Raw genomic sequence first — 19,912 nt, 5'->3', positions numbered from 1 at the left:
AGTAGCGGCGAGCGAACGCGGATTAGCCCAAACCAAGGAGCTTGCTCCTTGGGGTTGTAGGACATCTCACATGGAGTTACAAAGGTGTTTGGTAGGCGAAGAGATCTGGAAAGGTCCGCCATAGCAGGTAAAAGCCCTGTAGCCGAAAGCAAGCACTCTCCGAGATGTATCCTGAGTACGGCGGGACACGTGAAACCCCGTCGGAATCCGGCAGGACCATCTGCCAAGGCTAAATACTCCCTGGTGACCGATAGTGAAGCAGTACCGTGAGGGAAAGGTGAAAAGCACCGCGGGAGCGGAGTGAAAAAGAACCTGAAACCGTGCGCTTACAAAAAGTCAGAGCCCGTTATAGGGGTGATGGCGTGCCTTTTGTAGAATGAACCGGCGAGTTACGATCACGTGCAAGGTTAAGGTGGAAAGCCGGAGCCGCAGCGAAAGCGAGTCTGAATAGGGCGCCTAAGTACGTGGTCGTAGACCCGAAACCGTGTGATCTACCCCTGTCCAGGGTGAAGGTGCGGTAACACGCACTGGAGGCCCGAACCCACGCACGTTGAAAAGTGCGGGGATGAGGTGGGGGTAGCGGAGAAATTCCAATCGAACTCGGAGATAGCTGGTTCTCCCCGAAATAGCTTTAGGGCTAGCCTCGGTTATGAGTGTCGTGGAGGTAGAGCACTGATTGGATGCGGGGCCCGCCAAGGGTTACCAAGTCTAGTCAAACTCCGAATGCCATAGACATGCTTACCGGGAGTCAGACAGTGAGTGCTAAGATCCATTGTCAAGAGGGAAACAGCCCAGATCATCAGCTAAGGTCCCCAAGTGTGTGTTAAGTGGGAAAGGATGTGGAGTTGCACAGACAACCAGGATGTTGGCTTAGAAGCAGCCACCATTTAAAGAGTGCGTAATAGCTCACTGGTCGAGTGACTCTGCGCCGAAAATGTAACGGGGCTAAACACACCACCGAAGCTATGACATTGCAGCTTGCTGCATTGGGTAGGGGAGCGTTGAATACGGATTGAAGTTGGACCGTGAGGACTGGTGGACTGTATTCAAGTGAGAATGCCGGTATGAGTAACGAAAAGACAAGTGAGAATCTTGTCCGCCGAAAGCCTAAGGGTTCCTGAGGAAGGCTCGTCCGCTCAGGGTAAGTCGGGACCTAACGCGAGGCCGAAAGGCGTAGTGGAAGGACAACAGGTTGATATTCCTGTACCACCGAAGATTGTTTGAGCAATGGGGTGACACAGAAGGGCAGTGACGCGGACTGATGGAATAGTCCGTCCAAGCAGTGAGGCTAGTTGGTAGGCAAATCCGCCAACTATAAGGCTGGGCTGTGATGGGGAGCGAAAATTGCAGTAGCGAAGGTCATGTACTCCGGCTGTCGAGAAAAGCCTCTAGTTAGATCTAGGTGCCCGTACCGCAAACCGACACAGGTAGGCGAGCAGAGCATGCTAAGGCGCGCGGAAGAACTCTCGTTAAGGAACTCGGCAAAATGACCCCGTAACTTCGGGAGAAGGGGTGCCTCGGTAGGGTGAATAGCCCGAGGGGGCCGCAGTGAAAAGGCCCAAGCGACTGTTTAGCAAAAACACAGGTCTGTGCGAAGCCGTAAGGCGAAGTATACGGGCTGACGCCTGCCCGGTGCTGGAAGGTTAAGGGGAGCGGTTAGGGGCAACCCGAAGCTGTGAACCGAAGCCCCAGTAAACGGCGGCCGTAACTATAACGGTCCTAAGGTAGCGAAATTCCTTGTCAGGTAAATTCTGACCCGCACGAATGGCGTAACGACTTGGGCGCTGTCTCAACGAGAGATCCGGTGAAATTTTAATACCTGTGAAGATGCAGGTTACCCGCGACAAGACGGAAAGACCCCATGGAGCTTTACTGCAGCTTGATATTGGACTTTGGTACGATCTGTACAGGATAGGTGGGAGCCTTTGAAGCCTGAGCGCCAGCTTAGGTGGAGGCGCCGTTGGGATACCACCCTGATCGTATCGGAGTTCTAACCTAGTACCGTGAAACCGGTACGGGGACCGTGTCAGGCGGGCAGTTTGACTGGGGCGGTCGCCTCCTAAAATGTAACGGAGGCGCCCAAAGGTTCCCTCAGAATGGTTGGAAATCATTCGAAGAGTGCAAAGGCATAAGGGAGCTTGACTGCGAGACCTACAAGTCGAGCAGGGACGAAAGTCGGGCTTAGTGATCCGGTGGTACCGAATGGAAGGGCCATCGCTCAACGGATAAAAGCTACCCTGGGGATAACAGGCTTATCTCCCCCAAGAGTCCACATCGACGGGGAGGTTTGGCACCTCGATGTCGGCTCATCGCATCCTGGGGCTGAAGTAGGTCCCAAGGGTTGGGCTGTTCGCCCATTAAAGCGGTACGCGAGCTGGGTTCAGAACGTCGTGAGACAGTTCGGTCCCTATCTGTCGCGGGCGCAGGAAATTTGAGAGGAGCTGTCCTTAGTACGAGAGGACCGGGATGGACGTACCGCTGGTGTACCAGTTGTTCCGCCAGGAGCACCGCTGGGTAGCCAAGTACGGACGGGATAAGCGCTGAAAGCATCTAAGCGTGAAGCCCCCCTCAAGATGAGATTTCCCAGTATGTAAGACCCCTTGAAGACGACGAGGTTGATAGGTTCGGGGTGGAAGCACAGCAATGTGTGGAGCTGACGAATACTAATCGGTCGAGGGCTTATCCTACACGCTTACTCGTTCATACAAACGATAAGCAACAGCTTTAAGGTTCAGCAAACCTTTCGTATCCAGTTTTCAAGGTACAAACCAAACCTTGAACAGCATGGTTGTGTCTTTTCTGAAGCGATTCAGGGAGCATGATCATCGAAAAACACTGTTTGGTGGCGATGGCGGAGGGGAACCACGCGTTCCCATACCGAACACGACCGTTAAGCCCTCCAGCGCCGATGGTACTTGGACCGCAGGGTCCTGGGAGAGTAGGACGTCGCCAAGCACGAATGACCAGCCATATGATGTGGCTGGTTTTTTGTTGTGCCCGACGACGTTCCTCTCCCTATTGGGAGGTAAGCGTCTAACAAGAAGGTGTATTCCAAAGCAGTCTAGCTTTTGAGACAATTCTGTTAGAGTAGTCGTTGGAATTTTTCGACTCTACTCGAAAAACTCTAATGGGAGTGTGTCCAATTGCAAACTTTAGAGATGAGGAATCGCTATCGACTCCAGCAGTGGACGGAGATCATTCGAGATTGCCGTTCCAGTGGTCAGACCGTGGTTCGTTGGTGTGCCGATCACGAAGTTAGTGTGAAAAGCTATTACTACTGGCTTCGGAAGATCCGTGAAGCTGCTATTGAATCCCTTCCTGCTTGCTCCACCCCGCACGAACCAACTCTCGTACCGGTCCCTCCATCTTTGCGGACGAACGCCCCTCGTTCCGAAGCGAATCATGAACAAGCGGCGATTATCCTTCGTACGGATGCCGTTACGATCGAAATTCATCCGCATGCGTCTACCACACTTCTCGAACAGACGCTTCGCATCCTTCAGTATGTTCGGTGACATCTCGAAGGCCGATCAGCTATATATCGCCTGTGGATATACGGATATGCGAAAATCCATTGATGGCCTGATCCACTTGGTGCAGCATCAGCTACAATTGAACCCGTTTCAGAATCATTTATTTCTGTTCTGCGGTCGCAAGCGTGATCGCATGAAAGCCTTGTACTGGGAAGGCGATGGATTCGTCCTGTTGTACAAACGACTGGAATCCGGTCAATACCAGTGGCCCATGGATGCCGAGGCCGTACGCTCGATCACGCCGCAGGAGTTTCGTTGGTTGCTGGAGGGACTGTCGCTCCATCAGCCGAAAGCGGTCAAAAAGCTTGCTTTCACCCCTTCTATGTAAGCAAAAAAGGGAGCCAAAAACCCTTGTAAAACCTGGGTTCATGCCTACTTCTATGATATAATAATAGGCAAAGAAGACAGTGAAGGAACGGTATCTCATGAGCCCTTTGGAACAGCTGCAAAAGATGGAGCATCGCATCGGCGACTTGGAAAAAGAGAATAAACGGCTACAGGAAACCGTACAATTTCTAACTCAGAAGCTGTACGGCAAAAGCTCCGAGAAAACAGCTTCCCTCCCAGTAGGGGTGGAGCAGCTGTCTTTATTTGATGAAGCAGAGACAGCAGCTTCACGCAATGCGCCTGAGCCAGTGCTCGAGCAGATCCAAAGCTACCAGCGGAAAAAGCAGGTAGGCGAACGAGCGGAGCTACTTCAGGATCTTCCGCATGAAAAGCAGCTATTTCAGGTTCAGGATCGTTGTTGCGACGTATGCCATAGTGAGCTTGTCTTGGTAGGCGAAGAATTTGTTCGTACGGAAGTGGAATTTATCCCTGCCCGCGTTCAAGCCATTGATATCTACAGAGAAACCTTAGAGTGCCGGACCTGTCGGAAAGCGGACAAGCCTCAGATGAAAAAGGCGACCACTCCCGTACGAGGCCACTGAAAAAGTCCTTTAATTAAAAGCAGGGTGATCTTCCACATATAAGCGGAAGATCACCCTGTTTTCTTGTATAATAGAGGTAACCAAAAACAGGCGGTGACCCGGATGATTTCAAATCAACAAAGCTTAAATCTTAGTCCGTTCATGGGCATATACGATATCGTTGTCCCAAAAGACAATATGCTTCGACAGATTAATGACCTTGTCGATTTCTCTTTTATTCATGAAGAGTTAGAAGTGAATTATTGCTTAGACAATGGTCGAAATGCTGTTCCCCCTATTCGGATGTTTAAATATTTGTTATTGAAATCCATCTTTGATCTTTCAGATGTAGATGTCGTAGAGCGTTCGAAATATGACATGTCCTTTAAATATTTTCTGGATATGGCCCCGGAAGACGCGGTTATCAATCCCAGTTCATTAACGAAGTTTCGCAAACTTCGCTTGAAAGACATTAATCTGCTCGACATGCTAATTCAGAAAACAGTGGAAATCGCTTTGGAAAAGGAACTCATTAAAAGCAAATCCATTATCGTTGACGCGACACATACAAAAGCAAGATATAATCAGCAATCGCCGAAGGAATTCCTAATGGAAAAATCAAAATTACTTCGCAAAGCTGTCTACCAAATCGACGAATCGATGAAAGAGAAATTCCCGCCCAAAACAACGACAAACGACATAGCCAGCGAGTTGGCGTATTGTCAAAAAGTGATTGAGGCTGTTGAAAAGGAAGAAGCCATCAGCCACTATCCAAAGGTTCAAGAAAAGTTGAACTACTTGAAAGAAATCGTAGCGGATCACAATGAACAACTGCAACGCTCAAACGACACGGATGCACGTGTAGGACACAAAACAGCGGACTCCTCTTTCTTTGGTTACAAAACACATATCGCCATGAACGAGGAGCGAATCATTACTGCTGCGATCATCACGACAGGCGAAAAGAACGATGGAAAGCAATTACAAACGTTAATTGAGAAAAGTATCGAAACGGGGATGGAGATTGATACTGTAATTGGGGACACCGCTTATTCAGAAAAGGATAATATTCAGTATGCCAATGAAAACGAACTTAAATTGGTATCCAAATTAAACCCTATGATCTCAGATGGCGCTCGTCGTAAAGAGGACGAATTTGATATCAATAAGGATGCAGGCATGTACGTGTGCAAAGCAGGACACCTGGCCATTCGCAAGGCAAGAACAGGTACAAAAAATGTAGCAAAAAACCAAATCAATACTTTTTATTTTGATATAAGCAAATGCCAGCAATGTCCCTTCAAAGAAGGCTGCTATAAAGAAGGAGCAAAGACAAAGACCTATTCGGTTAGCATTAAATCAGCCGAACACAGTGGTCAAAAGCTCTTTCAGGAAAGTGACTATTTCAAGGAAAAAGCAAAAGAACGCTATAAAATTGAAGCAAAGAATAGTGAACTGAAACATAGACACGGGTATGATGTAGCTGAGACCTCGGGTCTATTAGGTATGGAAATGCAAGGTGCAGTCGCGATATTCACAGTCAATGTGAAGCGAATATTGAAGTTAATGAAGTGAAATAGAATTGGCATACCAAAGAAACAAAGGCTAATTCTCATTCATAACGAATGGAATTAGCCTTTGTTTTGTGTAGTGCCATACTTGAGCATGTATAAGCCACAGATTTTCAGTGGCCTCCTCCCGTACCGGTCATTCAGCATTCGCTAGCCTCCGCTTCCTCTGTGGCCTGGGTGATGTACCAGAAGTTTGTGAACAGCATGCCGCTGTACCGTCAGGAGAAGGAATGGAAGAGCATTGGCCTTGATCTGAGTCGGACCACGATGGCGAACTGGATGATCGCGACTACGAGAGACTGGCTGAAGCCACTGGTGAATCGACTGCATGAGCTTCTTGTACAAGAGCGATATCTGCATGCCGATGAGACACCTCTGCAGGTAATGAACGAGAAGGATCGGAAGAACACGACCTCCTCCTACATGTGGATCTACAGCAGTGGTCAGCATAGTACGCATTCCATAAGGATCTTTGAATACCAGCCAGGACGAGGGGCGAAGTACCCGCAAGCGTTCCTGAAAGGGTTCAAGGGATACTTACATAGCGATGCCTACTCCGGATATGCGAATCTAGCAGGAACAATCTCTTGTCTATGCTGGGCACATCTTCGGCGAAAGTTTGTTGAGGCATTGCCACCGGAGGCGAAGAATCCGGAAGGGACCCTTGCCACGGAAGGGGTGGCCTATTGCAACAAGCTATTTGAGATAGAGGCAGAGCTTGCCTCATATCCTCCTGAAGAGCGAAAGGAACAACGTCTGGTGCAGGAAAAGCCTGTACTCGATGCTTTTTGGACATGGGTAGAAACGGCCAAAGGCAAGGTGCTTCCCAAATCCAAGTTGGGCGAAGCGCTGAGGTATGCAAGCAACCATAAGCAAGAGTTGCTGAATTACTTACGGGATGGGAACTGTGTGATCTCGAACAATCTAGCTGAGAACAGCATTCGCCCTTTCACGGTCGGTCGAAAAAATTGGTTGTTTAGCGGGAGTCCACGGGGTGCAGCCGCAAGTGCAGCGATCTACAGCATCGTAGAGACCGCAAAGGCCAATGGACTAAGCCCCTACAAATATCTAGTCTATCTGTTGCAACAGTTACCAGCGGCTGCATTTCGTCAGCGGCCGGAGTTACTGGATGATTACCTTCCATGGAGTCCAACAGTTAGGCAACATTGTACATAACGCAGAGCCTATGGATTCTCATGAACCATGGGCTTTTCTTTTTCAATACACCCGGTTATTTGACGCTTACATTGGGAGAGTGTATGAACCTTGTTATCGAAGTATCTCGATGATGTTGGCCCGGCATTAGAGGTAGGTTCAGACGCCGACCGGCGAAGCGAATACTAACGAAGCGGATTCAAAGCCGGTGCGGTATGGCCGTCGCCAAGCACGAATGACCAGCCATATGATATGGCTGGTTTTTTGTTGTGCCTGGCGACGTTCCTCTCCCTATTGGGAGAGTGTATGAACCTTGTTATCGAAGTATCTCGATGATGTTGGCCCGGCATTAGAGGTAGGTTCAGACGCCGACCGGCGAAGCGAATACTAACGAAGCGGATTCAAAGCCGGTGCGGAATGTACGTCGCCAAGCACAAAACGACCTGTCGCAGATTACTGCGGCAGGTTTTTTTGTTATGAAAATAGTATTGCCAATTGAGCTGGATTGGGCTTAAATGAGGATAGGTAATGACGCAACGGTGCAGGAAGAAACGATCATGAGGTTGTTCAGCATAAAAGGTGGTGAAGTCATGACAAAGAGCGAACACGATAGGATAATCCCGAAGGAAAAAGTAATTTACGCTCATAATTATCCGCTAATCGTTGTCGAAACGATCGGGGTGCCTAGCGTCTACCAGAGATTGCATTGGCATGACGTGCTCGAGATCAATCTGATCAAATCCGGTTCTGGCTATTATATTATTAATGGACAAACCTATACGTTCAAAACGGGAGATATTTTTCTCATTAATACGAATGACTTGCATTGTGCGTATGAGTCGGAAGATCTGGTCATGCTCGTGATCACCTTCGACCCTAGCTGGCTCGTTCATGGGCTCAGAATGGATCCAGAGCTGCTCAGTCCGTTCCGAGAGATGGGGATATTTTATACAAATCATCTGCAAAGCGATCATGCATCAATGGGACAGCTGCGATCTTTGCTGATAGAACTGCAAGAGGAGCATGAGGGACAGCGAAGATCGTATAGTACCATGGTGCATTCGTTGTTACTACGTTTCCTGGCAACTATTAATCGAGATTTGCGGAGTTCTAGTCCTCTTGTTAATAAGGGGACAATCAGTGCTCGACAACTAGAAAGAATGCGTAAAGTTATAATGGTGATGGAGGAACAATATGCGCATTCATGGACGCAAGAGGAGCTGGCGAGTCTCGTCTATCTCAGTTCCTCCAGGTTCAGCGATATGTTCAAGCGAGCAGTAGGCATGCCGCCGATGCTCTATCTCATTCATATTCGGCTTGATCGCGCGCTCACGCTGCTAGATCATGGCGAGATGAAGATTACGGATATTGCGCATGAATGCGGCTTTCAGACGTTAACCAACTTCAATCGATTATTCAAGAAGCATATCGGCATAACACCTGGTGCATCAAGAAAGGCAAGCCTTAGCAGTAAATGACAGGAAGCAACGAATTAAATAAGGTTAGTGCGAAGCCGGACTTCGCCAAGCAGACCATTCCGAAACGTATCTAGTGTTTCTGGTCTGCTTGGTAAGTCCGGCTATTTTATTTGTAATCCGAAACTAAATTAGTTGTCTCCCCATGTTTTGTTCTGCCTCCGGAATTCGCTTGGTGTGATCCCCGTAAAACGTTTGAATACCCGATTAAAGGATGCGACGCTAAAATATCCGACCAGAGAAGCAATTTCCTGTATGAGCAGATCGGTTTCGAGCAACATTTCTGTCGCCTTGTTCATCCGAACGGTATAGATGTAATCGCTAAAATTGGTTCCCGTTTTCTCCTTGAAGTAGCTGGAGAGATAAGGGGAGGTTATACCTAATTTATCGGCAATGGCTTCTAACGAAGCATCGCCGCCATAATGCGTCTCGACGTAATCGATGACGAATTTCGTTATTGTATCTGTTTCAGACTTTTTCTCCTGGATCGCAACTGCTGTTCGTGTCAGAAAGCTATGGAAAAACTGTTTGTACTGTTCGAGCGTGTAACAAGCTTTGAGTTGATCATACACGGCATTGCCATCCGTAATCGTATTTATTGATATCGCTTGCGAGTACATCGCCTTGATTGCCCGATTGACGATATCTTTGGATAGTTCTTGGAACTGAATAGCTGTTGCTCCAGACTTATCTAGCTGATCAAGCAGCTTCTCCACGAGTGGAATCGTGACGCTATCGCATCCCGAATGCAAATTGGTGGAGAGCTCCACTTCTTTGGAGGATGTCAGAGTCAGAATAGAAGGGTGTGGCTTCCACTCCGTAATAATCTGAACATCTTCCCCGATCTTACGCTGTCTGAGCATGTCGAGCGCATTCTGATAGGTTTCTGCAAAGTCAGTCGAATTTCTGCAGACCGGACTTGGAGCAATGGTGAAGTTGCAATACATCGAATCAACATGAAAGATATCGATCAATGTTCGAAGATCCGCTTCGCGAGCATCTGCTTGTTCGGGACTCAAGAAGAGGATCGTCAAGATCTGATCCTTTTCAAGCTGGAAGGTTAACGATTCCGAATACAAGCTGGAGAAATGAACATCAATTAATTGCTTATACGAATTAAACGCTCGGAGCGGCGAGGTCGAGATGTCGTGCAAGAAGCGATCCTTGAAGTCTAACTGAAACAAGACGAGACGGTAAGGTCTTTCTTCATCAAGAGAGGTTGAGAGTCCTACTGCTCCTCCGATGTTTTTTAGCTTGGACATATAAGCAAATTGCTGCAGCATGGAGTTTTTGGCCTGCAGATCATGATGGAACTGTTCATTGGAGCGTGATAAATTGCTAAGCGTCGAGTGGAGCATATTAAATTCTTTAATTCTACTGCTAGCTGCTCCAGGACCGCCAAGCACATTGTAGGCTTGAATCGATTTGATCATTCTCGACAATGGATTATGGAACTTTTTGGAGATGATATATGAGATGGCTAGGCTGCTAAGAACAGATAATGCAAGTAATACGATAATCATGATATTCAAATTGCGCAGCTGATTAGACAGGCCGCGGTCTGTGACGGCTTCTACGTACATAAATCCGGTTTCCGCTCCTGTTTGATAGAAGTAATAAGTGGAGCCAACATTAATGTAGCCGCTGCCTTCTATCCGGTTTTCACCGTTCATGAAGCCGGCTGGCAGCTTTTCGGCTGGTGAAGATGAAAATATTGTCGAGCGATTATTGTCCATGATATACAGGCTGCTCCCAGGCTTGGCCCGGTGGAAAGCTTCATATGTCTTGGCAGCGTTCAACATGAGAATAAAGGCGAGCTTATCGTCATAAGGGCTCTTGACCAGAATCGGGATGAGATGACCCATCGAAAGACTCTCGTATGCCGTCTCCAATCGGAAAAACTCAGATGGGTAGATCTGAACATTTTCCACTTGCTCGACTTGGGCACGCCAGAATTCAGGGGAATAGGTGTTACTAACATAAAATTTGGAGAACATCGTGTCCAAGTCCTGCGTGCCTTCTTTATCAATTACGAATTCGTTTTCCTTGAAATAATAGATGATGTTTTCCAAATACAACAAGGAATTGTTTAGATCTATTCTCAGCTCTCGCTGCGTACGCAGCACGATATCATATGGAATCGGATTGATATTCTTTTTCATGATCTGCGTATCATTGTCAAACATATAGCGGAGCATGAAGCTTTGCATTAATTTAATATGTTTTTCATAATTGGCCACAGTCGTTTGCATATTTAGACCACTATTAATAATGATCTCGTCTTTGATCCGATCTCGGAAAAACGAGTAGGCGGCGACATTAATAGATAAGAAAAGAAGAATAATGGCGATATAGCTGATAAACAAGGTATAAAAAAGTGACACCTGATTATTGGATAAGGAGAGGCGTTTCGATAGTAGCTTCATGTCATGTTTCCTTTCCTTTAACGTTCTAGATTAAGATTTGATATGAAAAAAGTATATCACGAGCCTATTAAGCTGCGCCTATAATCAACGTTTATGATCCTTATCACTTTTTCCGATTTGACCAAAAGATCTGCGAAAAACTGCAGTCTGACGGGAAAAATGAGGCGAAATAACAAGTCGCTGAGAGCATGCGTGCATGATTTCGGGAAACTTCGCAGCTTTTAATATTTTGACTGAAAATAGGTTGTGATGAAAATATGCGAAGTTTCGGATATGTCAGTTGTTGTTCGGAACTGACCGATGCCAGTATTGTTATTGGCAGAGGCAGTGCAAGCCGAGCAGACTGGAGGATACGAAATGGCAAGTTTCATGACAAATGTTAAGCGAAGCAAATATTTACTCCTATTGTTTTTACCTGCACTCATTTATTACATCATGTTCAGGTACGTTCCCATGTTCGGCATCTTGATCTCCTTTAAAGATTACAACGCGTTCAAGGGGGTATGGGACAGTGAATGGGTCGGATTGAAATTTTACAACATGTTTTTTGAAAGCCCGGATTTCTTTAAACTGCTGCGCAACACGATCTTGTTAGGCATATACAAAATTGTTTTCGGATTCCCGGCTCCCGTTATATTGGCGCTATTGCTAAATGAAATGAGACTCCAGGTTGTTAAGCGGGTAGCTCAGTCGATCAGCTATCTTCCGCATTTTATTTCGAACGTAGTCGTGGTCAGTATGATGTTTTTATTCCTGTCGCCTTCGAACGGAATCGTGAACAATATGATCGAATGGTTCGGTTATGAGTCGATCAACTTTATGCAGGATGATAACTACTTCCGAACTTTATATGTGCTCTCGGAGATCTGGCAGCATGTGGGATGGGAAACGATCATTTATTTGGCGGCGTTAAGCGCGATAGATCCACAGCTTTACGAAGCGGCAAGAGTCGATGGGGCCAACCGCTGGCATCAGCTCAGGCATATTACTCTACCGGGCATTAGCTCAGCGATCATTATTTTGTTCATTCTTAATATTGGACAAGTACTCGATATTGGGTTCGAGAAGGTATTGCTTATGCTCAATCCTTCTATTTATCAAACGGCGGATGTGCTCAGCACATATGTCTATCGGACGGGTATTCAAGCCATGAACTATAGCTATGGAACGGCGATCGATTTATTCACTAGCGTCGTTAACCTGGTCTTCATCTTAAGCGCCAATTGGATTAGTCGTAGAGTAAGTTCGACGAGTCTATGGTAGAAGGGGGAGTTAAGCCATGAAAACTAAGTTTACCGCTGTGGATGCAGTGATTTATTTTGTAGTGGGATGTGTGATCCTGTCCGCCTTGTATCCTTTTGTATATATGATTGCTGTTTCTTTTAGCGGCTCGGTGCCTGTACTAAAGGGAGAGGTGTTTCTTTGGCCCAAGGACTTTACGCTGAACACTTACAACGTTGTTTTCGACAATCCTGATATCGGCAAAGCCTATATCAATACGATGATATACACTGCACTTGGCACTGCAATTTCATTACTGGTAACAGCTGCAGGAGCTTATGCATTGTCCAAGCAGACCATGGTCCTCCGCAAGACTTTTATGATCATGATCGTGATCACCCTGTTCTTCAGCGGCGGCATGATTCCTACTTTTCTTGTCGTTAAAAGCTACAACTTGATTGACACGATCTGGGCGATGATTATTCCTACTGCTGTAAGCTCTTGGAATTTCATCGTGATGCGTACGTTCTTCATGGGGATGCCCCAAGAGGTCGAGGAGTCGGGCAAGATCGACGGTTTGACTGATATTGGTATATTCTTCCGACTTGTACTGCCTCTTTCGAGTGCCATTATTGCGACAATCGGTTTGTTCTACGGGGTCGCGATCTGGAATAATTTCTTCTCCGCGCTGCTCTATCTGCGCGATGCCGATCTATTGCCATTACAGGTTATTATTCGCAACATGGTTCTGCAAGGCGCAGGCGGCGCTAACGGTGCCGGCAATATTGGCGGAGATACGCTGATTGTCGACGAGTCTCTCAAGTTTGCGACTATTATTGTCACAACGGTTCCCATTCTTTTGGTCTACCCATTCCTGCAGAAGTATTTTGCTAAGGGAGCGCTTATCGGGTCGGTCAAAGGTTAATATAAGATTCATGGGAAGAGCAAGACCGCAAGTATGCAAGATAAATTAAGATTAGGGAGAGTGGGGCAATGAAAAAGAAGTGGTCGACAGTCATGGTGGCAACGTTGTTAGGGTCCAGCATAGCGATGGGCGCATGTTCGGGCAACAACGTAAACAACGCACCGGGGGAGGCAAGCACCAAACCTGAAGCAACGGCAGCTGCAGAAACAAAGCCGAAGGAGCAAACATTTACCTTCTTGAATTACAGCAATCCAAGCTGGCCGTATGACGAGAACTGGCCGGTATGGGGCATGATCAAGGAAAAAACAGGCGTGACGCTAGATGTTCAGCTGCCATCCGGCAATCTGCTAGAAGATGCGATCAGCTTGGCTATTGCATCCGGTGATATGCCTGATCTGATGTGGATTCAAAGCAAAGCAGCAGCCGACAAGTTCGGTCAGCAAGGCGCATTGACTAACATTTTGGATTACTTGGATTTGATGCCTAATTTCAAGGCTTGGACTGAAAAGTATCCGACTGAGCTGCAAAACTTCCTATCCGCTGACGGCAAGCTGTATATGACGCCGAACCAAGGTATCGGCGAAACGAACCGGCGGATTTGGATGTATCGCCAAGATGTATTCAACAAACATAACCTGCAGGCTCCAACGACATGGGATGAGATGTATACGGTGCTCAAATCATTGAAATCGGAATATCCAGAAAGTTATCCTTTATCCTTCCGCTTCGGGACGCGTACGTTCCAAGACTTCGGCGCAGCATTCAACGTCCCTGCCGAGGTCGAAGTGACGAAGGCGAGTGTGTTCCTGGATCAAACTTCTGGTGAATGGAAATACGCGCCAATTCTTGATGAATACAAGACGATGCTTACTTATCTGAACACCTTCTACAAAGAAGAGCTTATTCCAAAGGACTTCCTGACGCTTGATACAAAAATGTGGCAGGATATTATCTCCACGAATCGTGCATTCATTACACTGGATTACATTGGACGTATCGACTTCTTCAATAATGCCTTGCGTCCGGATAATCCGGAGTTCAACTTCAATTACATGGCTCCTCCGGCAGGAAGCGCTGACGGAAAACAATTGACAGCATTTACGCAATACAGCGAAGAGGGCTTCATGATTTCGTCCAGATCCAAAAACATCGAGGAAGTTGTCAAGTATATCGACTTCTTCTACTCCGAAGAAGGTAAACAACTAGCAAGCTGGGGACAGAATGGCGTTACCTCCTCTGGAGGAGCATTCACCGAGAAGTATAACGATGTAGCGGACATGAGAAAGAAAACAGGACTTTCAACAGACGGAACTTATATTTGGTTCGATTATGCGGCACATATCTCGTTGTCATCGCCGGAGCTGAAGGTTGCGTATGAAGAATCTCCGAAATACGACGGTCCTACACGTGTGGCGGTATCCTTCACACCAGATGAGCAACAAATTTTGAGCACAAAAGGCGATTCTCTGAATAGCCATCGTGACGAGAATTTGGCGAAGTTCATTATGGGCACACGCAGCTTGAATGAGTGGAGCAGCTTCATCGAGGAACAGAAGAAGCTTGGTTATGAAGAAATCGTGGGCATCTACAAATCTGCTCATGAGCGCGCGCTTGCCGCTGTTAAGTAAGGATCGTAACGAACAAGCCTCGTTTGCCTAAACGAGGCTTGTCATTTCAATACGTATAAGGAGAGGACGTCCATGGTATCGTACCGTTCGAAGAGAAACTTATCGATTGTCATAATTGCGTTCATGTTCTTCAACTTAATTGGCACAGCACATCCATGGATCATACAATCGGTGCAAGGAGCACCAGATCCGAGTGTCTCAAGTGTCGTGGCATCTCCTGCGGCTGGCACGTATGCCGAAATGAAATCGGTTACGCTATCATCTAGTACGGTAGGAGCCCAGTTGTATTACAAATTTAAGGGAGAAGCGGATTCAGCGTTTCGACTCTATGCGGCCCCCGTATCTATTGCTGCTTCTGCAACGATTGTGGCGAAGGCGGTTTATGAGGGGGCAGAAAGCGAACTGGCTGAACATGCCTATGTCATCGATCCCTTTGACCCTAGCAAAAGCTTATTAATTAGCAATACGGAGCAATTCACTTCTTGGTCAAACACGACACCGACAACAACGCAAGCGGTTTATGGGACGTATTCGGGCAAATGGACGAATCCGGCTACGGCGATTGCGACGCCTAAATTTACGGTGCCGTGGAAGAGTTACCAGCAGCTTGAATTCTGGATGTATTCTGAGCAAGCCTCTAATAAAAAGGTGTATATCATAATCGATGTTAACATCCCAACAACGGCTTCCTTCGATTATTTTATGACCTCCTTCAATGTGGACTGGACAGGATGGAAAAAAGTTGTGCTACCGTTCAGCTCGTTCACCAAATCAACACCGCAAGCCGATTTCGATAACTTTAACAAAATCATGTTCCATCCCAATTGGTTTACGGCTACTGATCCTACACCTAGCGATCAAGATGTCATCTATATCGACGGGTTAGCCTTAGGGGACAAAATCGTATTGCCGCCGATACAGCCGGTAACGGCATCTCCAAAAGCAGGTCTATACGCCGAGACGAGAGCGATTACATTATCATCCTCCATCCCAGGCGCACAAATCTACTATAAGTACGAAGGGGAACCAGATTCAGCTTATCGACTCTATACAAGTCCGATTGAAATCCTGGAATCAAAGACGATCGTGACCAAAGCTATTCATGGGGAACAAGAGAGCGAAGTTGTGTCATATGCATATACAATTGATCTCTCCAGCTCGAGCAGTGTACCGATTAGTCACATGGAAACATTCGCGAATTGGTCGAATACGCTTTCTACAACCGATCAGTTTGTATTAGGGGAACGTTCAGGTTTGTGGTCCGATCCTACGAAAGCCATTAATGCAACAGGCTTTGACGCGGATTGGAAGGCATATGATCAAGTCGAGTTCTGGTTGTATTCAGAGAAAGCAAGCAATAAGAAAGTTTATTTTATTCTCGAAACGAATATTGCTACCACAACAGGTTTTGACTACTTTATGTACACGTTCAATGTAGATTGGAGCGGTTGGAAAAAGGTAGAGATTCCATATTCGAAATTTTTGAACTCAACTGGTTATTCCGATTTTGATAATTTCAATCAAATTATTATTCATCCGAATTGGTTCACATCTTCGGATCCAGCTCCCGATTCCACAGATAAATTGTATTTCGATGGATTGGCTTTGACCAAAAATGTTGTAGAGCCTTCTATTAATGTGATCCAGCAAAGCGCGTTGCCGGGAAGTTCGGTGAATTATAATGTATCGCTAAAAAATGTTGGCGAAGAGCCTACGGCCTATCAAATTGTCAAAGGTGAAGAATTCAAACCCGGATATACAGCGACCTATGACAACGTATCCGATCTCGTTGAGGTTGGCGAAGAAACGAACATCTCTTTCACTGTTCAAGTACCAGCAAATGCAGCGGCGGGAGATACCGCTAAGGGAACGTATTTCGTTCGTCCTGTAGAAGGTGGTAAAGAAATCAAGCTGGAGCTGAACGTGGCTGTAGGAGAGAGTCGCATCCCGACCAAAACTCACCCTTATATTATGACGACTGCCGAGAATTTGCTTGATTCGAAAGAGAAGATCGAATCATACGATTGGGCAAGCGATTATCTGGAGGCAGTAAAGCGTAAAGCAGATGATTGGGTTGAGAAAACCATCTATTATCCGACGCAGCCAGCTGGCCAAACCTTCTGGTATGTATGTGGCGATGTTACTTTGACTTACGACTATGATTCTCCGAATGAACATTTATGCCCGACAGACGGTGAAATGTATACGGGACCTCAGCTGGATGCGGGCTGGAGGTTTACGACTCATACGATGAATACAGAAGCGGCTCGCACGCTTGGTATTGTATACGCACTGACAGGCGAAGAGAAATATGCTGAAAAAGCGAGAGAAATTCTGGTCGAGTATTCCAAATTATATCCTAGCTTCCCTGTTCAAGCACAATACGGCAAGCTTTTCTATCAAACACTCGATGAAGCCGTTCAGATGATTCAACTTGTACAAGCTTATGATCTCATCTATCCGAGCGGTGTATTGACTCCTGAAGAAGTTTTTGGCATCGAACAAAATCTATTCGCGGCTTCTGCCAAGACGCTCAAAGGTTATGATGTAGGCAAATCAAATTGGCAAACCTGGCACAATGCCGCAATTGGGGCAATTGGTGCGGCACTTGAAGACGTATCGCTTATGGAGCATTCGGTTAATGGGAGAAGCGGCTTTACGTTCCAAATGAATAATAGCGTTCTGGAGGATGGCTTCTGGTATGAGGGCGCAATAGCTTATCATTTCTACTCCCAAATGGCATTGTTCGCACATGCTCAAGCGCTCGATAATATGGGATATGATCTATTCGCCAATCCCAATCTAAAGAAAACGTATGATGCGACATTAACGTATGCTTATCCAGATCTCGGCATTATTAATAGCAATGACTCTAGCAAATATCCGACGAGTCTAGCTGCACCGGGACGGGTTGTACCAATCGATTATGAAGGTGTATACGGCGAATACAATGATCCGATCTATGGCGCATTATTAAACAAGCTGTATGATGAGCTTGATCGGCCGCGCGGCGGTCATATCCTGCCAGGCAATACGAACAGCGGCATTGCTGGCGAACAGGCCGTATTCTATGGTCAGCCGGAAATAACGAACATAGGCGTCTTGCCGACGGAGAGCGTCAATTTCAAAGGTCTGGGACACTCTGTCATTCGTATTGGCGAAGGGAATGAGCAATTGTTTGCGCTGGTAGATTACGGTCTGCATGGTGGATATCATGGCCATCCCGACAAGCTGCACCTCGATATCTTTGGTCAAGGCGCACGACTTGCACCTGATCCAGGGATTCCACTCTACAGCAATACGATGTATGAGAAATACTATAAGAAAACGTTCTCGCATAATACCGTCGTTGTTGATAAGAAAACACAAGAGATTCAACCTAGTAATGCAGAGACATACGAGCCGAGCAAGCTGTATTTGACCTCCGACCGGTTCGGCATCATGACAAATTCGGCACTTCAAGCGAATAAGAATATGAAGAAGTTCGAGCGGACTGTAGCTGTTACACCAGATTACATGATTGATTTATTTACCGTAGATTCTGATACAGAACGCACTTATGATTGGGTTATGCGCGGCCTCGGCTCATTCGAGACAGAGACTCCCATGATGAACATAGCTGCTCCACTCGGGACAGAAGATGCTTATCCGTACTTCCGCAATGGCAAAGAAGCACAAGTGACGGGTGTATGGGAAGGCGAGTGGAAGAATAACGCAGGTAAAGGTCTGAAAATGTTCAGTTTATCCAGCACAGTAGATGCGCCTACCACGATGATTGTGGGCGAATCGATTGGTCCGGCGAATGATACGAACGCCTATACACCAACGGTCGTGAATCGTGTAGTGGCGAAGAATGCGCAGTTCGTATCCGTATTAGAGCCATTCAGCGGGGTTAGCCAAATCGATTCTGTCAACAGAATCAATAGCTCAACGATCGAGGTAAATCTGATTGATCAACGTAAGCATATGTTCGTCTATCATTCGAACGCTGCAAGTGCTGGATCACTCCAATATGCATGGATAGAAGGCGAGGATTTCGACGCCTCTGATGTAATCGTTGCGAGCTCGATTGATGGCACGAATGTGGAAATTACGCTAAATGAAGTCGTAGGAGTAGGGCGCTTGACAGCTGTTGTATACGCTCCTGGAGCTGCTGTAGTCTCGCTTAATGGCGAGGAGGTTGCGTTCACTTTGCAAGATGGATATGTCATGATCCAATCGGAAGTCGATTTCGAGGAAGAACCAACAACACCAACATCGACACCAACGCCGACGCCGACTCCATCTAATGGGTCAGGGGTGATTTCAACACCTGCTCCAACGCCGACTCCAGTACCAACGAGTACGGTTAAGCCGACATCAACGCCAAAACCAACGGCTCTGCCCGAAATGAAAGATATTGCGACACATTGGGCTCAAACCGAGATTGAACAAGCGATACAAGCGGGCATCGTTCAAGGGCACGGGGATGGAAGTTTCAGACCGGATGATTCCGTCTCGAGAGAGCAATTTATTGTTATGCTCATTCGTGCATTGAAACCAGATGAAGGAACAGACAAAGAATGGTCATTCTCGGATGATCAGCAGATTGCTTCTTGGGCGCAATCATCCGTGAAGTTGGCGTTAGAAATGGATTGGATTGGAGGTTATGAGGATGGAACCTTCCGACCACAACAGTCGCTTAATCGAGCTCAGCTAGCGGTTGTGGTTGCCAAGGCGCTTGGCTTGCCATACAGCGTAGAGAGCCATGCTGGTTACACAGACATTCATCAAATTCCAACATGGGCGCTGCCGGCTGTCAATCTTCTTTATGAGCATGGTATCATGACCGGAAGATCCGGCAACCAGTTTGCAGCCGTTGAAGAAGTATCTCGTGCTGAAGCAGTAACCGTTATCCTCCGTATGCTGAAGTTGAAAGAGCAGCTTGAGACCGTTGAGAGCGACGAATAATTACGAATAATAGCTATCGAACGGCAATTGATCAGATATTGAACCTGCTTCTCCTCCTTGCTGTATGCAAGGCGGAAGAAGCAGGTTTTTTGCATGATGTTGGGAGATGCGGTGTTTCTG

The 19,912-nt window shown here is 46.8% G+C and carries 9 protein-coding genes, 2 rRNA genes and 2 pseudogenes (1 of these 13 running past the window's edge); 12 read left to right on the top strand and 1 reads right to left on the bottom strand.

Annotation, left to right across the window (positions count from 1 at the left end; translation table 11 throughout):
• The 8 genes and pseudogenes from ACX1C1_RS21830 to ACX1C1_RS21795 form a co-directional block, all read left to right on the top strand.
• A 23S ribosomal RNA gene (locus tag ACX1C1_RS21830) occupies positions 1–2,687 on the top strand (it extends 244 nt beyond the left edge of the window).
• 151 nt (positions 2,688–2,838) lie between these two features.
• Positions 2,839–2,955, top strand: a 5S ribosomal RNA gene (gene rrf, locus ACX1C1_RS21825).
• A gap of 203 nt (positions 2,956–3,158) precedes the next feature.
• A complete protein-coding gene (gene tnpA, locus ACX1C1_RS21820; RefSeq protein WP_458957759.1) occupies positions 3,159–3,515 on the top strand; it encodes an IS66 family insertion sequence element accessory protein TnpA in 357 nt (118 codons plus the stop codon).
• Positions 3,403–3,861, top strand: a complete 459-nt coding sequence (gene tnpB, locus ACX1C1_RS21815; protein ID WP_458954247.1) for an IS66 family insertion sequence element accessory protein TnpB — start codon at positions 3,403–3,405, stop codon at positions 3,859–3,861. Before tnpA ends, tnpB begins: the two co-directional genes overlap by 113 nt.
• Positions 3,862–3,958: 97 nt before the next feature.
• Positions 3,959–4,447 (top strand): annotated as a pseudogene (locus ACX1C1_RS21810) (IS66 family transposase); the annotation flags it as partial.
• Positions 4,448–4,564: 117 nt separating this feature from the next.
• Positions 4,565–6,016 carry an IS1182 family transposase gene (locus ACX1C1_RS21805; protein ID WP_458954246.1) on the top strand — a complete coding sequence of 484 codons (1,452 nt, stop codon included), beginning with the start codon at positions 4,565–4,567 and terminating at the stop codon, positions 6,014–6,016.
• A 116-nt stretch (positions 6,017–6,132) separates the two neighbouring features.
• Positions 6,133–7,188: pseudogene (tnpC, locus tag ACX1C1_RS21800) on the top strand (IS66 family transposase); the annotation flags it as partial.
• A gap of 569 nt (positions 7,189–7,757) precedes the next feature.
• On the top strand, positions 7,758–8,645 hold the full coding sequence (locus ACX1C1_RS21795; RefSeq protein ID WP_458954245.1) for a helix-turn-helix domain-containing protein: 888 nt from the start codon (positions 7,758–7,760) through the stop codon (positions 8,643–8,645).
• A gap of 128 nt (positions 8,646–8,773) precedes the next feature.
• Here the strand turns inward: ACX1C1_RS21795 and ACX1C1_RS21790 are convergent, their stop codons facing one another.
• Positions 8,774–11,068, bottom strand: a complete 2,295-nt coding sequence (locus tag ACX1C1_RS21790) for a helix-turn-helix domain-containing protein (RefSeq protein ID WP_458954244.1) — start codon at positions 11,066–11,068, stop codon at positions 8,774–8,776.
• A 357-nt stretch (positions 11,069–11,425) separates the two neighbouring features.
• Here ACX1C1_RS21790 and ACX1C1_RS21785 point away from each other — a divergent pair, with 357 nt between their 5' ends.
• From ACX1C1_RS21785 to ACX1C1_RS21770, 4 genes are all read left to right on the top strand, one after another.
• The gene (locus tag ACX1C1_RS21785; RefSeq protein ID WP_458954243.1) at positions 11,426–12,331 is read left to right on the top strand and encodes an ABC transporter permease; all 906 of its coding nucleotides are present in this window, start codon (positions 11,426–11,428) and stop codon (positions 12,329–12,331) included.
• A gap of 16 nt (positions 12,332–12,347) precedes the next feature.
• Entirely contained in the window at positions 12,348–13,214 is an 867-nt protein-coding gene (locus tag ACX1C1_RS21780) for a carbohydrate ABC transporter permease (protein ID WP_458954242.1), read from the top strand.
• A 68-nt stretch (positions 13,215–13,282) separates the two neighbouring features.
• Positions 13,283–14,842 carry an extracellular solute-binding protein gene (locus ACX1C1_RS21775; RefSeq protein WP_458954241.1) on the top strand — a complete coding sequence of 520 codons (1,560 nt, stop codon included), beginning with the start codon at positions 13,283–13,285 and terminating at the stop codon, positions 14,840–14,842.
• Positions 14,843–14,914: 72 nt separating this feature from the next.
• A complete protein-coding gene (locus ACX1C1_RS21770) occupies positions 14,915–19,792 on the top strand; it encodes an S-layer homology domain-containing protein (protein WP_458954240.1) in 4,878 nt (1,625 codons plus the stop codon).
• Positions 19,793–19,912 lie beyond the last annotated feature (120 nt).

This window comes from Paenibacillus sp. strain BS8-2 (assembly GCF_054483835.1).
The sequence above is the reverse complement of the archived record's forward strand: the minus strand, read 5'-3'. Positions and strand labels throughout refer to the sequence as shown.

Bases quoted from the DNA above. Each gene is read 5' to 3' on its own strand.
- ACX1C1_RS21785 (WP_458954243.1), top strand. From the start codon at position 11,426: ATGGCAAGTTTCATGACAAATGTTAAGCGAAGCAAATATTTACTCCTA.
- ACX1C1_RS21775 (WP_458954241.1), top strand. From the start codon at position 13,283: ATGAAAAAGAAGTGGTCGACAGTCATGGTGGCAACGTTGTTAGGGTCC.
- ACX1C1_RS21770 (WP_458954240.1), top strand. From the start codon at position 14,915: ATGGTATCGTACCGTTCGAAGAGAAACTTATCGATTGTCATAATTGCG.
- ACX1C1_RS21790 (WP_458954244.1), bottom strand. From the start codon at position 11,068: ATGAAGCTACTATCGAAACGCCTCTCCTTATCCAATAATCAGGTGTCA.
- ACX1C1_RS21795 (WP_458954245.1), top strand. From the start codon at position 7,758: ATGACAAAGAGCGAACACGATAGGATAATCCCGAAGGAAAAAGTAATT.
- ACX1C1_RS21780 (WP_458954242.1), top strand. From the start codon at position 12,348: ATGAAAACTAAGTTTACCGCTGTGGATGCAGTGATTTATTTTGTAGTG.
- tnpA (WP_458957759.1), top strand. From the start codon at position 3,159: ATGAGGAATCGCTATCGACTCCAGCAGTGGACGGAGATCATTCGAGAT.
- tnpB (WP_458954247.1), top strand. From the start codon at position 3,403: ATGAACAAGCGGCGATTATCCTTCGTACGGATGCCGTTACGATCGAAA.
- ACX1C1_RS21805 (WP_458954246.1), top strand. From the start codon at position 4,565: ATGATTTCAAATCAACAAAGCTTAAATCTTAGTCCGTTCATGGGCATA.